This window comes from Micromonospora sp. CA-269861 (genome assembly GCF_050948505.1).
In the GTDB taxonomy this organism is placed as follows: domain Bacteria; phylum Actinomycetota; class Actinomycetes; order Mycobacteriales; family Micromonosporaceae; genus Micromonospora.
In genome coordinates this window covers 4938039-4951757 of sequence record NZ_CP192014.1, presented here as the reverse complement: position 1 = coordinate 4951757, position 13719 = coordinate 4938039, and the positions used below count along the sequence as shown (strand labels likewise).

The 13719-nt window shown below is 71.9% G+C and carries 12 protein-coding genes; 9 read left to right on the top strand and 3 right to left on the bottom strand.

The window, feature by feature from the left end; translation table 11 throughout:
* The first annotated feature begins 4 nt into the window (after positions 1 to 4).
* From fabI to ACQP0U_RS22520, 3 genes are all read left to right on the top strand, one after another.
* Entirely contained in the window at positions 5 to 772 is a 768-nt protein-coding gene (gene fabI, locus ACQP0U_RS22530) for an enoyl-ACP reductase FabI (RefSeq protein ID WP_433310390.1), read from the top strand.
* 100 nt (positions 773 to 872) lie between these two features.
* A complete protein-coding gene (locus tag ACQP0U_RS22525; protein WP_433310387.1) occupies positions 873 to 1901 on the top strand; it encodes a ferrochelatase in 1029 nt (342 codons plus the stop codon).
* A 15-nt stretch (positions 1902 to 1916) separates the two neighbouring features.
* The gene (locus ACQP0U_RS22520; RefSeq protein ID WP_091403868.1) at positions 1917 to 2696 is read left to right on the top strand and encodes an HAD-IIA family hydrolase; all 780 of its coding nucleotides are present in this window, start codon (positions 1917 to 1919) and stop codon (positions 2694 to 2696) included.
* Positions 2697 to 2742: 46 nt separating this feature from the next.
* Here ACQP0U_RS22520 and ACQP0U_RS22515 read toward each other — a convergent pair whose 3' ends face one another.
* The gene (locus ACQP0U_RS22515) at positions 2743 to 3537 is read right to left on the bottom strand and encodes a hypothetical protein (RefSeq protein WP_433310384.1); all 795 of its coding nucleotides are present in this window, start codon (positions 3535 to 3537) and stop codon (positions 2743 to 2745) included.
* A 195-nt stretch (positions 3538 to 3732) separates the two neighbouring features.
* Between ACQP0U_RS22515 and ACQP0U_RS22510 the strand changes: the two genes are divergently transcribed.
* Positions 3733 to 4545, top strand: coding sequence for a DUF3097 domain-containing protein (locus tag ACQP0U_RS22510; protein ID WP_433310381.1), 813 nt, complete (start codon positions 3733 to 3735; stop codon positions 4543 to 4545).
* Positions 4546 to 4592: 47 nt separating this feature from the next.
* Here the strand turns inward: ACQP0U_RS22510 and ACQP0U_RS22505 are convergent, their stop codons facing one another.
* Positions 4593 to 5906, bottom strand: coding sequence for a serine hydrolase domain-containing protein (locus ACQP0U_RS22505; RefSeq protein ID WP_433310378.1), 1314 nt, complete (start codon positions 5904 to 5906; stop codon positions 4593 to 4595).
* Positions 5907 to 6026: 120 nt separating this feature from the next.
* Here ACQP0U_RS22505 and ACQP0U_RS22500 point away from each other — a divergent pair, with 120 nt between their 5' ends.
* The 4 genes from ACQP0U_RS22500 to ACQP0U_RS22485 all read left to right on the top strand — a co-directional run bounded on the left by ACQP0U_RS22500 (position 6027) and on the right by ACQP0U_RS22485 (position 10900).
* Complete coding sequence (locus ACQP0U_RS22500) at positions 6027 to 6500, top strand: NfeD family protein (protein WP_433310375.1); 474 nt, start codon at positions 6027 to 6029, stop codon at positions 6498 to 6500.
* Between the two features lie 5 nt (positions 6501 to 6505).
* Positions 6506 to 7612 carry an SPFH domain-containing protein gene (locus ACQP0U_RS22495; protein ID WP_433310373.1) on the top strand — a complete coding sequence of 369 codons (1107 nt, stop codon included), beginning with the start codon at positions 6506 to 6508 and terminating at the stop codon, positions 7610 to 7612.
* A gap of 134 nt (positions 7613 to 7746) precedes the next feature.
* Positions 7747 to 8514: a hypothetical protein gene (locus tag ACQP0U_RS22490; RefSeq protein ID WP_433310370.1), complete on the top strand. Its 768-nt coding sequence runs from the start codon at positions 7747 to 7749 to the stop codon at positions 8512 to 8514.
* Positions 8515 to 8698: 184 nt separating this feature from the next.
* The gene (locus ACQP0U_RS22485; RefSeq protein WP_433310368.1) at positions 8699 to 10900 is read left to right on the top strand and encodes a transglycosylase domain-containing protein; all 2202 of its coding nucleotides are present in this window, start codon (positions 8699 to 8701) and stop codon (positions 10898 to 10900) included.
* A 5-nt stretch (positions 10901 to 10905) separates the two neighbouring features.
* Here the strand turns inward: ACQP0U_RS22485 and ACQP0U_RS22480 are convergent, their stop codons facing one another.
* On the bottom strand, positions 10906 to 12753 hold the full coding sequence (locus tag ACQP0U_RS22480; protein WP_433310365.1) for a thiamine pyrophosphate-requiring protein: 1848 nt from the start codon (positions 12751 to 12753) through the stop codon (positions 10906 to 10908).
* Positions 12754 to 12779: 26 nt separating this feature from the next.
* Here ACQP0U_RS22480 and ACQP0U_RS22475 point away from each other — a divergent pair, with 26 nt between their 5' ends.
* The gene (locus tag ACQP0U_RS22475) at positions 12780 to 13694 is read left to right on the top strand and encodes a TrmH family RNA methyltransferase (RefSeq protein WP_433321039.1); all 915 of its coding nucleotides are present in this window, start codon (positions 12780 to 12782) and stop codon (positions 13692 to 13694) included.
* The last annotated feature ends 25 nt before the right edge of the window (positions 13695 to 13719 follow it).

Sequence of the window (13719 nt, the reverse complement as noted above, 5' to 3'; positions counted from 1 at the left end):
TGCGATGTCCGGACTGCTCGCCGGTAAGCGGCTGCTCGTCACCGGTGTCATCACCGACGCCTCGATCGCCTTCTCGGTGGCGAAGCTCGCTCAGGAGAACGGCGCGCAGGTCGTGCTCACCGGCTACGGTCGGCTCTCCCTGGTCGAGCGGATCGCCAAGCGGCTGCCCGAGCCCGCGCCGGTCATCGAGGTGGACGTCACCAACAACGAGCACCTCGCCGGTCTCGCCGACCGGGTACGCGAGCACGTCGACGGCCTCGACGGTGTCGTGCACTCGATCGGCTTCGCCCCGCAGAGCTGCCTCGGCGGCGGCTTCCTCGACGCGCCCTGGGAGGACGTGGCGACCGCCCTGCACGTCTCCACCTTCTCGTACAAGTCGCTGGCCATGGCGGCGCTGCCGCTGATGTCGCCCGGCGGCGCGGTGGTGGGCCTGACCTTCGACGCGACGAAGGCGTGGCCGGTCTACGACTGGATGGGCGTGGCGAAGGCCGGCCTGGAGTCCGCGTCCCGCTACCTGGCGCTGCACCTGGGCAAGCAGGGCATCCGCAGCAACCTGGTGGCCGCCGGGCCGCTGCGCACCATCGCCGCGAAGTCGATCCCCGGCTTCGACCAGTTCGAGGAGGCCTGGGCCGAGCGTGCGCCGCTGGGCTGGAGCCTCACCGACCAGGAGCCGGCCGCGCGGGCCTGCCTGGCGCTGCTCTCCGACTGGTTCCCGGCCACCACCGGCGAGATCGTCCACGTCGACGGCGGCTACCACGCCATCGGTTCCTGACGCCGCACCGCGACGCTCCCTGGCCACCGTCCGCGTGATCTACGCGTCCGGACCAGGGGGCGTCGCCGGGACGTCCCGGCCGAGGGGCGAGAATGACCTCATGTCGTACGACGCGGTGGTGCTGGTGTCCTTCGGCGGGCCCGAGCGGCCCGAGGACGTGATGCCGTTCCTGCAGAACGTGACCCGGGGCCGGGGTGTGCCGCCCGAGCGGCTGGCCGAGGTCGCCGAGCATTATCAGCACTTCGGTGGTGTGTCCCCGATCAACGAGCAGTGCCGGGACCTGCTGGCCGCCGTCCGCGCCGACTTCGCCGCGCACGGTGTCGACCTGCCCATCTACTGGGGCAACCGCAACTGGGACCCGATGCTCGCCGACACCGTGACCCAGATGCGCGACGACGGGGTCACCCGGGCGCTGGCCTTCGTCACCAGCGCGTACGGCGGTTACTCGTCCTGCCGGCAGTACCAGGAGGACATCGCCGCCGCCCGTGCCGCCGTCGGCCCGGACGCCCCGGTGATTGAGAAGCTGCGCCAGTTCTGGGACCACCCCGGCTTCGTCGAACCGCACGTCGACGCGGTCCGGGCGGCCCTGGGCCAGCTCGACCCGGCGAAGCGGGACACCACCCGGCTGGTCTTCACCGCCCACTCCATCCCCAGCTCGATGGCGGCCAACGCCGGCCCACACGGCGGCCGGTACGAGGCGCAGCTGCACGAGACCGCCCGGCTCGTCGCCGCGGCCGCTGCACCCGACCTGGCGTACGACCTGGTCTGGCAGAGCCGTTCCGGGCCGCCGCAGATGCCGTGGCTGGAACCGGACATCAACGACCACCTGGCCACTCTCGCGCAGGGCGACACCACGGGCGTGGTGGTCAGCCCGATCGGGTTCGTCTCCGACCACCTGGAGGTCGTGTGGGACCTGGACACCGAAGCGCTGGAGACGGCGAAGCAGCTCGGCCTGGAATTCGCCCGGGCCGCCACGCCGGGCACCGACCCGCGCTTCGTGACCATGGTGCGTGAGCTGGTCACCGAGCGGACCGACCCGGACGGCGCGCAGCTGCGCCGCCGCCTGGGCGAGCTGCCCATGTGGGACACCTGCCCCACCGTCTGTTGCGTGCCGACCCGTCGCCCCTGACCTCTGAGGATCATCATGCATGACCGCAAGCCCGTGCAGAGTTGGCTGACCGACATGGACGGCGTGCTGGTGCACGAGGGCCAGCCGGTGCCCGGCGCGCCGGAGTTCATCAACCGGATGCGCGCCTCCGGCAAGCCGTTCCTGGTGTTGACCAACAACTCGATCTACACCCCACGGGACCTGACGGCCCGGCTCAGCCGGATGGGCCTGGACGTGCCGGAGGAGTCGATCTGGTCCTCCGCCCTGGCCACCGGCCAGTTCCTCGCCGACCAGCGGCCGGGCGGCACCGCGTACGTCATCGGTGAGGCCGGGCTGACCACGGCGCTGCACGCCGTCGGCTACGTGCTGACCGACTTCGCCCCCGACTACGTGGTGCTCGGCGAGACCCGCACCTACAGCTTCGAGGCGATCACCAAGGCCGTCCGTCTGATCAACGACGGGGCCCGGTTCATCTGTACCAACCCCGATGTGACCGGCCCGTCCGTGGAGGGCGCGCTACCCGCCGCCGGCTCGGTCGCCGCCATGATCTCCAAGGCGACCGGGGTCGAGCCGTACTTCGTCGGCAAGCCCAACCCGATGATGATGCGTTCGGCGCTCAACACCATCAACGCGCACTCGGAGAGCACCGCGATGATCGGTGACCGGATGGACACCGACATCCTGTGCGGCCTGGAGGCGGGGCTGGAGACCATCCTGGTGCTCACCGGGATCAGCAGCCGCACCGAGGCGGAGCGTTACCCGTACCGCCCGTCCCGGATCATCAACTCGGTCGCGGACCTGCTCGACGAGATCTGACCGGCCGGCCCTGGCGGGCCGCATTGCCGATCATGGTCGCCTGCCGTCAGGGGCGCAGTGGGGCGTTGCAGGCGGCCACCAGCGCCTGACGGCACGCCGCGGTGAGCGGCCGCAGTGCCGCGTCCCGCTGCTGCGCCTCGTAGTTGTTGATCGCGCCGCCCGGGGCGGCGTGCCCGGCCAACGCCAGCACCCGGTCGAGCACCGCTGCTCGGGCGAAGAGCCGGCGGGCGCGTGGGTCGAAGCCCGGTGGCAGGTCGGTGGTGCCGTCCGGGCGGCGCAGCGCGGCCAGCGCGCCCGCCAGCTCGGGCCGCCACTGGGCCACGTCGAGGCGGGTCAGCACGGCTGTCGTCTCGGCCAGCGCGGCGGCCAGCTCGGCCTCGGCCTCGGCGGCACCGGGCAGTGCGAGTGAGGCGGCGGGCGCGTTGGCCGGCAGCGGGTAGACCCGCCACAGCACCGTCTCGAAACAGTCCCCCGAGCCGGAGGTGTGCAACCGCACCTGGGGAATCAACCCGAGCCCGCCGGCGACCACCGCCTCGCCGGTGACCAGCGCCGCACCGGCGAAGTCGCCAGGGCCGGGCAGCCCTCGCGGGTCGCCCGGCGCCGGCAGCACCAGGCGGATGTCGTCCGGGGAGAGCTTGGCCAGAGTGGGCAGCGCGGCACCGAGCGGGACGTCGGTCCAGGTGCCGGGGGCGTCCGCCACGAGGTGCTCCTCGCCGCCGGCGATGGCGTCGGCGACCTCGTCGTACGGCACCAACCCGGCGCGCCACGCGCGCACCCAGGCAACGAACCGGCTGGACCGGCGCGGCGCGAGTGTGGCCGCGCCCGTTGCGGGGGTGGACATGCCGAAAGGGTACGTGGTCACGACCGGCCCTGTCTCGACTGCCGCTCCGGTCGCCCGGCCTGCCCCCAACTGCCCTGTTCGCCCCAATCCACGCTCGTGGCGGGTGGGTGACGCCGGTGTGCGGTGGGTGGGGGAGGACGCGGGGCGGTGTGTCGGGGGCCGGGGTGGGCGCGGGCTGGGGTTAGCGTGATCGACATGGCGGGGCGATACGGCGAGGACGTGTTGGCGGGCGACTGGCGGCGGCGCAAGGTCACCCCCGAGGTGGACGCCGAACCAGATCTCGTGGTCGAGGATGCCGACTCCGGGTTCTGCGGAGCGGTGGTGGGTGTCGAGGCCGGCGCGGTGGTGTTGGAGGACCGGCACGGCAAGCGGCGCAACTTCCCGCTGCTGCCGGCGGCGTTCCTGCTCGACGGCCGCCCGGTGACGCTGCGCCGCCCGACCCGCGCGGCGGTGCCGGCGGCCCGTCGCCGGACCGCGTCCGGTTCGGTCGCGGTGGACAACGTCCGGGCCCAGGTGGCGAAGGCCAGCCGAATCTGGGTGGAGGGCATCCACGACGCCGCGCTTGTCGAGCGGATCTGGGGCGACGACCTACGGATCGAGGGCGTGGTGGTCGAGCCGTTGGACGGCATCGACGCTCTCGACGCCGAGGTACGCGACTTCGGCCCCGGCCCGACCCGACGACTTGGCGTGCTCGTCGACCACCTGGTGCCGGGCAGCAAGGAGAGCCGGATCGTCGCCCGCGTGAACTCGCCGCACGTGCTGGTGACCGGGCACCCCTACGTGGACGTGTGGCAGGCGGTCAAGCCTGCGGCGTTGGGCATCGCGGCCTGGCCGGTGGTGCCGCCGGGACGGCCGTGGAAGGAGGGGGTCTGCGCGGCCCTCGGGGTGGCCGAGCCGGCCGACATGTGGCGGCACATCCTGTCCCGGGTGAACAGCTTCGCCGACGTGGAGACACCCTTGATCAACGCCATGGAACGCCTCATCGACTTCGTCACCGAGCCAGCCTGACCCGCTCGCCCCGGCGGGCTGCACCGCCGGGGCGACGGACGGGAGGCTCAGGGCTCCTGGTCGGGGGTGCGGGTGTAGACGAAGGTGGCGATGTCCAGCGCCACCGCTGCGCCGTGCTCGTCGCGGCGGACCGTGAGGATCTCGCCGTCCTGCTCACCGGCCCGACCCCGCCAGCGATCCGGGCCGTCGGGGACGAACCGCAGGTTCGGTCTGCCCATCCGGCCGGCGCGCAGGTTGCCGTCGGCGTCGGCGTACACCTCGATCGTGGTGCCCATCCACCACCAGCGGCCGGTCAGCTCGGCGAGGTCGGCGGGCGGCGGGGCGGCTGCCGGCCGCCAGGGGGTGACCGGCGCGGGTTCGGCGTCCAGCACCAGGGTGAGCAGTTGCCGTCCGAGGACGCCGAGGTGCACACCCCGCAGGGTGTACGCGTTGACCAGGCCGATCACGGCGGTCCGGCTGGGCCGGTGTACGGCCAGCGAGGCACCGTATCCGGGCATCGAGCCGCCGTGCCCGACGTACACCCGGTTGCCTTCCCGGAAGAGTTCCAGCCCGAGACCGTGGCCGTGGGTCCAGGCCTCCAGGTCGCTGATGACCACGGGGGAGCACATCTCGGTCAGGGTTTCGGCGGCCAGCACCGACGGGTCGGGTTCGGCCAGGAACGCGGCCCAGCGGCCCAGGTCCTCGATCGTCGACCAGAGTTGCCCGGCGGGGGCCATGGCGCCGGTGTCGGTACGGGGTTCCTCGCGCAGCGTGTCGTGCCAGGGGTGGACGACGTAGCCGCGGGCGTACGGCTCGGTGGCCGCGTAGGTGGTCCGGCGCAGGCCCAGCGGGGTGAGGATCCGTTCGTCGAGCAGGTCGGCCCAGGGTGTCCCGGTGAGCCGTTCGAGCAGCCCGCCGAGCAGCCCGTACGCCAGGTTGGAGTAGTGGTACGTGCGGTGCGGCGAGTAAGCGATCTTGTCGGCGCTGACGTCGGCGAGCAGGGCGTTCAGGTCGACGCCCGCGGCCCGCTCCCACCAGTCGCCCTCGGGTTCGCGTTGGATGCCGCTGGCGTGGCTGAGCAGTTGGCGCAGGGTGAGCGCGCCCACACCGGTGCCCGGCAGGTGCTGCTCCAGCCGGTCGTCGAGGGCCAGTCGGCCGGCGTCGCGCAACTGCATGATCAGGGTGGCGGTCATCGTCTTGCTGATCGAGCCCAACCGGTACTGCAGGTCGACGTCCGGGCGGGGGTGCTCGCCGGCGACTGCCACATGCGCCAGCGTGCCGTCGCGGACCACGCCCAGCACCAGCGACGGGGCGTGACCGTCGGCCTGTGCCTGGGCGACCCGGGTGTCGATCTGGCGGGCGGTCTCGGGTAGCAGGGTCACTGGGATCTCCTCGGGTCGGGCCGCCGATTCGTGGTGTTTTGTTGAGCCGGAAAGGGTCTCGCCGAGCGTACTGATCTTCGCGAAGAAGCCGCGCGTGCATTTGCGTGTCACGATCGTGGTGTGGACGCCGTGGTGTGGATCGTTTTGGGTGTGCTGCTGGCCGTCGCCGAGATCTTCACGACGACGCTATTTCTGATCATGTTCGGGGCCGGAGCCTTCGCCGCCGCCGGTGCGGCCGCCCTGGGCGCGCCGGTCGCCGTGCAGGCGCTGGTCTTCGCGGTGGTGTCGGCGTTGAGCCTGGTGGTGGTCCGACCGGTCATCAAGCGGCACAGCCGCTCCGCGCTGGAGAGCGGCGAGCAGCCGTTCGGCGTGGAGGCGATCGAGGGCTCCACGGCGCTGGTGCTGGAACGGGTGGACGCCGAGCACGGCCTCGTCAAGATCGACGGTGAGTTGTGGAGCGCCCGGTCGTACGACACGACACAGGCATACGAAGCCGGTCAACGGGTTCGGGTGATAAAGGTCCGGGGCGCGACTGCCCTGGTGTGGCAGGACGATGTTTCTTCCGCCGGCGAGCTGCCGGAATCGAGAGGGTGAACGGGATGACCTTAATCGGGGTGGTGGTGATCGCGGTGGCGTTGATCGCCGTGATAACGCTGGCCAAGGCGGTGCGGATCGTGCCGCAGCAACGCCAGGACGTGGTGGAACGGCTCGGCAAGTACAAGCGCACCCTCAGCCCCGGCCTCAACCTGCTGGTGCCGTTCATCGACGCGGTCCGTACCAAGGTCGACATGCGGGAGCAGGTGGTCAGCTTCCCGCCGCAGCCGGTGATCACCTCGGACAACCTGGTGGTCTCGATCGACACGGTTCTCTACTTCAAGGTGGTCGACTCGGTCCGGGCGACCTACGAGATCTCCAGCTTCCTCCAGGCCATCGAGCAGTTGACCGTCACCACGTTGCGTAACGTGATCGGCTCCCTGGATCTGGAGCGCGCGCTGACCAGCCGCGATGAGATCAACCGGCACCTCTCGGGAGTGCTGGACGAGACCACCGGCCGGTGGGGCATCAAGGTGACCCGGGTCGAGATCAAGGCGATCGAGCCGCCGGCCAGCATCCGCGACTCGATGGAGAAGCAGATGCGCGCCGAGCGGGACCGCCGCGCGGCGATCCTGACCGCCGAGGGCCACAAGCAGTCGGTGATCCTCACCGCCGAGGGCGACAAGCAGTCGGCGGTGCTGCGGGCCGACGGTGACCGGCAGGCCCGCATCCTGCAGGCCGAGGGTCAGGCGAAGGCGATCCGGACGGTCTTCGACGCGATCCACCAGGCCAACCCGAGTCAGAAGGTGCTCGCGTACCAGTACCTGCAGGCCCTGCCGCAGATCGCCCAGGGCAGCGCCAACAAGGTCTGGATCATCCCGGCCGAGCTGACCAAGGCCCTGGAGGGGATGGGTGGCGCGCTCGGCGGGCTGAGCCAGATGGTGGGGGACCTGCCCGCACCGGAGGCCGCGGACCAGGCGAGCCAGGTCGAGCGCGAGGCAGCGGAGGCGGCGCAGGCCGCGGCCGCCGCCGCTCAGCAGATCCACGACGAGGTACGCGTCGCCGAGGCGCAGGCCACCGGCAACAAGGGGTCGAAGGGGCTGCCCGCGCCGGAGCCGGTCTCGCCGACCAGCCTCGTCGAGGACCCGGCCGACCAGCGCGAGCGCGGCTGATCACCGCCTTAATACGAGAAAGACTCATGGGGCGCTCCGACGCCTGCCACGATCGGTCCTAGGACGGGTGGTGACCAGGCAATCGGGGCGCCCCGGCGCGTCGGTGCACCGCTCGACGACGAGCGAGGTGACGCATGAAGGATCCGGCGAATCGGATGTGGTCCTCGGCCCCGGTGCCCGGCGCGCACGACCCGGTCGCCCCGCTGGGCTCCCGGCGCAGCGGTGGCGGGTTCGGCGTACTGCCCTTCGTCGGCGAGCCGACCCCGGGCGCCCCTGCCACGAACGCCAGTTGGGCCTGGTCGGTGCGCCGGTTCGCGCGGGCGGCGGTCTGGCTGCTGCCCGCGTACGCGATCCTCTACGGCGCGGTGGCGATGGCCAGCGACGGCGGGGTCGGCAACGACCCCTATCCGGCCGACGGCCGAGCCGTGTACCTCATCGGTTGGGTGGCCGCGGTCTGGCTCGGCCTGCTCGCGCTGCTGGCCCTAACCGGGCTGCTGGCCGCGACCCGCAGCCGCCGGGTGGCCGCCGCGGGGCTGCTGGTCAGCATCGCCGGCACCGTGCTCATGCTGCCGTTCGCCGGGTTCGAAGAGCAGACGCCGGTCTTCGGCGCCACCGCGCGGTCGCTGGTCCTGCTCGGCGCGACGTTCTACAGCGTGGGCTGGTTCCTCACCGGGTGGGCGGTGGCCCGCTCGGGCACCTTCAGCCTCGGCGACGGCGTCATGTTGATCATCGCTGCGCCGCTGCTCGGCCTCGGTGGTGCCCTGATCGGCTCGTTGCAGACGTTCGGCGCGATCTTCGTGCTGATCGCCGGCATCGGCATCGGCTACCGCTCCGGCCGCCTGATGCCCCGCGAAGCCGCCAGAGACGCCGCCAGCGCCAGCCTGAACACCCCAACCCCCTAACCCACCCGCCCTGCCCCCGGTGATCATGAAGTTATTGCCATCCGCGTCGGCGTGTCGTGGCAATAACTTCATGATCAACCGGGATGGGGGTGGGTGGGAGTTGGCTGGTTGGGGGGCGTGAAGTTGCTGACAATTGCGGGGCTGGGGTGGTCGGTTGGCGGCTTTCGTGGCAATCCTGGGGAACATGGCCGCCCCCCGCTCGCCGCTGTCGCGGCTGTTCACCGTGCTGCTCGCCGGCGTGTTGGCCGGGCTTGTCCTGGCAGTCGCCGCGCTGCCGGGCAATCTGCTGCTCGGGCTCACCGCCCGCTCCGCGCTCGGGTCGTACGCCGCGTTGCCGGCCTCGCTGACGACCCCGGCCACGCCGCAGCGCTCGTACCTCTACGCCAACGACGGCAAGACGCTGATCACCACGTTCTACGACGTGAACCGTACCGACGTCCCGTTGTCGGAGATCGCGCCGGTCATGCGGCAGGCGATCGTGGCGGCCGAGGACCGGCGCTTCTACGACCACGGTGGCGCGGACCTGCGCGGCCTGGCCCGGGCGCTGGTGGCCAACGTCAAGGGCGGCGGCACCGAGCAGGGCGGCTCGACGCTGACCATGCAGTACGTCCGTAACGTGCTCAAGACCGACCCCACCCGCACCGCCGAGGAGCGCGCCGCCGCGACCGACCCCACCGTGGGCCGCAAGATCCAGGAGATCCGGTACGCGAGCGCGCTGGACAAGAGCCTCGGCAAGGACGAGATCCTCGACCGGTACCTGAACATCGCCTACTTCGGCTCCGGCGCGTACGGGATCGCGGCGGCCAGCCAGCGGTACTTCGGCAAGCCTCCTGCGCAGTTGACCCTCGGTGAGTCGGCCCTGCTGGCCGGTCTGGTGCAGTCCCCGGACGCGTACAGCCCGATCAGCGGGGACAAGGACGAGGCGGTGGCCCGCCGCTCGTACGTGCTGGACTCGATGGTCGCCACCAACGCGATCACCGCCGGGCAGGCGGCCCAGGCCAAGGCGGAGCCGCTGGTCCTGCACCCCACCGCGCAGCCCAACGGCTGCACCGGCGTGTCCCAGGGCCACGACGGCTGGGGCTACTTCTGTGACTACCTGCGGCAGTGGTGGCTGACCCAGCCGGCCTTCGGGGCGACGGTCGCGGAGCGCGAGCAGGCGCTGCGCTCGGGCGGCTACACGGTCGTCACCTCGCTGGACCCGAAGATCCAGGCCACCGCGCAGCAGCAGGCCACCAAGGTCTACGGGTACGACAACAAGCGCGCGCTGCCGATCGCGGCGGTCCAGCCGGGCAGCGGGCGGGTGTTGGCGATGGCGGTCAACAGGCACTACAGCCTCGCCGACAACCCGGCCGGGCAGGCGAACTACCCGAACACCGTCAACCCGTTGATCTCCGGCGGGTCCAGCGTCGACGGGTACCAGGCGGGTTCGACGTTCAAGCTGTTCACCATGCTCGCCGCGCTGGAGTCGGGCCGTACCCTCTCCACCGGTTTCGACGCGCCCGCCAAGCTGCCCACCCGGTACGCCGCCGAGGGGCCGGGCAGCTGTGACGGCCACTGGTGCCCGGCGAACGCCAACCCGGACTGGATGGACGGGTACCGGATGATGTGGGACGGCTTCGGCCGCTCGGTGAACACCTACTTCGTCTGGCTGGCCGAGCAGGTCGGCCAGGACAAGGTGGTCGAGATGGCGCAGCGGCTCGGCATCACGTTCCGCGCCGACTCGGACGCCGCCTTCGCCAAGAACGACGCCGCGGACTGGGGTTCGTTCACCCTCGGCGTGGCGGCCACCACCCCGCTGGACCTGGCCAACGCGTACGCCACGGTGGCCGCCGAGGGCACCTACTGCACGCCGGTGCCGGTGGTCTCGGTGACCGCTGCGGACGGCACGAAGGTGCCGGTCGGGCAGCCCTCCTGCAAGCGGGTGCTCGACGCCGACGTCGCCCGTGCCGCGACCGACGCGGCGCGCTGCCCGGTGGGCCAGCAGTCGGCGTTCGGGCAGTGCAACGGTGGCACCGCCACCGGCGTGAACGACATCCTCGACGGCCGACCGGTCGCCGGTAAGACGGGTAGCTCGGAGCAGAACTCCACCGAGACGTTCGTGGGCTTCACCCCGCAGGTCGCGGTGGCCGGTATCGCCGCCAACCCGGACGACCCGGCGGACTCGGTGGGGTCGGCGGTGCAGACCAAGGTGATCGACGCGGTCGCCCGGGTCATCGCCACCGCCGTGAAGGGCCAGCCGGAGAAGGCGTTCGTCGCACCGAGCCACGAGCTGGCCGGCGATCCGCACCGCCCGGTGGAGCGCCCAGCGGTCCCGGACCGCCAGCAGGCCCCGCCGACCGAGGACCCCCGCTCAGCCCTCCAACGTTGGCTGGACCGCCGAGGCTGACCGGGTCAGCGGTCGCGGCGGCGGGGGCGGTAGCTGGCCAGGGTCGCGGGGAGGCCGCGACGGATGATTCCGGCCCAGTCGGTGTCGCCGCGCAGCACCGCAGCCGCCGTCTTGCGGGCCTGCTCGACGGTGAAGTGTGGTGGCAGCATCAGCTCGGCCGGATCGACCAGGGCGTTGATCACCACTGGCCGGTCGGCGGTGAGCGCCCGGTCCCAGACGTCCCGGACCTGATCCGGTGAGTCGATCAACTCGCCGTGCAGCCCGAGCACCTGCGCCCACTGGTGGTAGGCGATGTCCGGCAACTGCTGGCTGTCCGGGAACATCGGCGTCCCCTCGGTGGAGCGCTGTTCCCAGCTGACGAACGCCAGGTCCCGGTTGTTGAGCACCAGCACCACGAAGCGCGGGTCGGCCCAGCTGCGCCAGTACTTCGCCACGGTGATCAGCTCGTTGACGCCGTTCATCTGCATGGCGCCGTCGCCGATCAGCGCGACGAGCGGCCGGTCCGGGTGGGCGAACTTGGCGCTCAGCGCGTACGGCATGGCGCCGCCCATGGACAGCAGCGTGCCGGAGAGGCTGGCCAGCATGCTGGGGCGTACCTGGATGTGTCGGGCGTACCAGGCGGTGGTGGTGCCGCAGTCGACAGCGAGCAGCACGTCGTCGGGCAGCCGCTCGTTCAGGGTGTGGAAGAGCAACTGCGGGTTCACCGGGTCGGCGGTCTGCTCGGCCAGGTCCCGTTGCACCCGACGCCACGCCGAGGTGGCCTCGGTGATCTCCGCCCGCCAGGCGGTGGGCCCGGGGCCGGGGCCCAGCTCGTTCAGCAACGCCCGCAGCGTGGGGCGGGCGTCGCCGGTCAGGTTCACCTCGGTGGGGTAGCGCAGCCCGAGCTGGGTGCCGTCCAGGTCGATCTGCACCGCGCGGGCCTGCCCGGGTGGCGGGTAGAACTCCGAGTACGGCATGTTGCTGCCCACGATCAGCAGCCGGTCGCAGCCGTCCATCAGCTGCCAGCTTGGCCGGCTGCCGAGCAGCCCGATCGCGCCGGTCACCCACGGCTCGCGGTGGTCGACGGCGGTGAAGCCGAGCAGCGCGGTGGCCACGCCGGCCCCGAGCCGAGCGGCGATCTCGCGGACCTCGTCGCGTGCGCCGAGGGCACCCTGGCCGACGAGCATGGCCACCCGCTGCCCGCCACGCAGCACCTCGGCCGCCCGGCGTACGTCCGCCTCCGGCGGCACCGTCGGCGTGCTGCTCGGGGCGTTGCTGGTCTGGTAGTAGCCGTGCGCGTGCGGCGGGTTCGGGACGGCCGGCTCGTCCTGGATGTCCAGCGGCAGGACGAGTGCGGTGACGGTACGCCGGGCCAGCGCCGTCCGGCATGCCCGGTCGACGAGGTGTCGTACCTGCGCCGGGTTGTCGAGCTGGGCCAGGAACGCCGCGGCCACGTCCTTGTAGAGGGCGAGCAGGTCGACCTCCTGGTAGTAGCCGCCGCCCTCGGCGGTGGTCGCGGTGTGCCCGACCAGGGCGATGACCGGTTGGTGGTCGAGCTTCGCGTCGTACAGGCCGTTGAGCAGGTGGATGGCGCCCGGCCCGCTGGTGACCAGCGCGCAGCCCAGCGGGCCGCCGCCGTACTTGACGTGCGCGGAGGCGGCGAAGCCGGCGGTCTCCTCGTGGCGGACCTGGATGAACTGGGCCCGTCCGTTGGTGCGTTGCAGCGCGGAGGTCATCCCGTTGATGCCGTCGCCGGGATAGCCGAAGTAGCGGTGTACGCCCCAGCTGAACAGTCGCGACACGATGTGGTCAGCGACGGTCGGACGCCGGGGCAGGGTGCCCGCTTCGCCCGGCGTGGTGTCGTCTGCGCTCACCTGGCTGGTCCTTCCCGTCGAGTCCGCTGCTCCGCCGGTCATTCCCCTTCTTCTCCGGACAAAACACCCGAGTCGGCGGGCGTGGAAGCGCGACGCCGCGCGTCCGGCAGAATCGGCGGGTGCCCGTCCACGAGATCACCGACCCTGACGACGACCGGATCGCCGACTACCGGGCGCTCACCGACGTCGAGCTGCGCACCCGCTGGGAGCCACCGCACGGCCTGTTCATCGCCGAGGGGGAGCTGGTGCTGCGCCGGGCGCTGCGCGCGGGCTACCCGGCCCGGTCGTACCTTGTCGACGCCAAGCGGGTCGACCAGCTCGCCGACCTGGACACCGGCGACGCGCCGGTCTACGCCGCGACACCTGATGTGCTGCAACGGGCCACCGGCTTCCACGTGCACCGGGGAGTGCTGGCGTCGTTCCACCGCCGGCCGCTGCCGACGGCGGCCGAGGTGCTCGCCACCGCACGCCGGGTCGTGCTGCTGGAGGACGTGAACAACCACACCAACCTGGGCGCGATCTTCCGGGGCGCCGCCGCGCTCGGCGTCGACGCGGTGCTGCTCTCGCCGACCTGCGCCGACCCGCTGTACCGGCGCAGTGTCCGGGTCAGCATGGGTGAGGTCTTCGCGATGCCGTACGCGAAGCTCGACCGCTGGCCCGGGGGCCTGGACCAGGTACGGGAGGCCGGCTTCACGGTGCTCGCCATGACGCCCGCGCCGGACGCCGTACCGATGCAGCGGTTGACCCCGGCGCAGCGCGAGCGGGCGGCGTTGCTGCTCGGCGCCGAGGGGCCCGGCCTCACCGCGGCGGCCCAGGCCGCCAGCGACGTGCGGGTGGTCCTTCCGATGCGGCGTGGCGTCGACTCGTTGAACGTCGCCGCCGCGGCTGCCGTGGCGTTCTGGGAGCTGAGCCGCGACGATCCGCCGTTCGGTGGCGAGTAGATCGCTTCGGCTTGCATGGCCATGC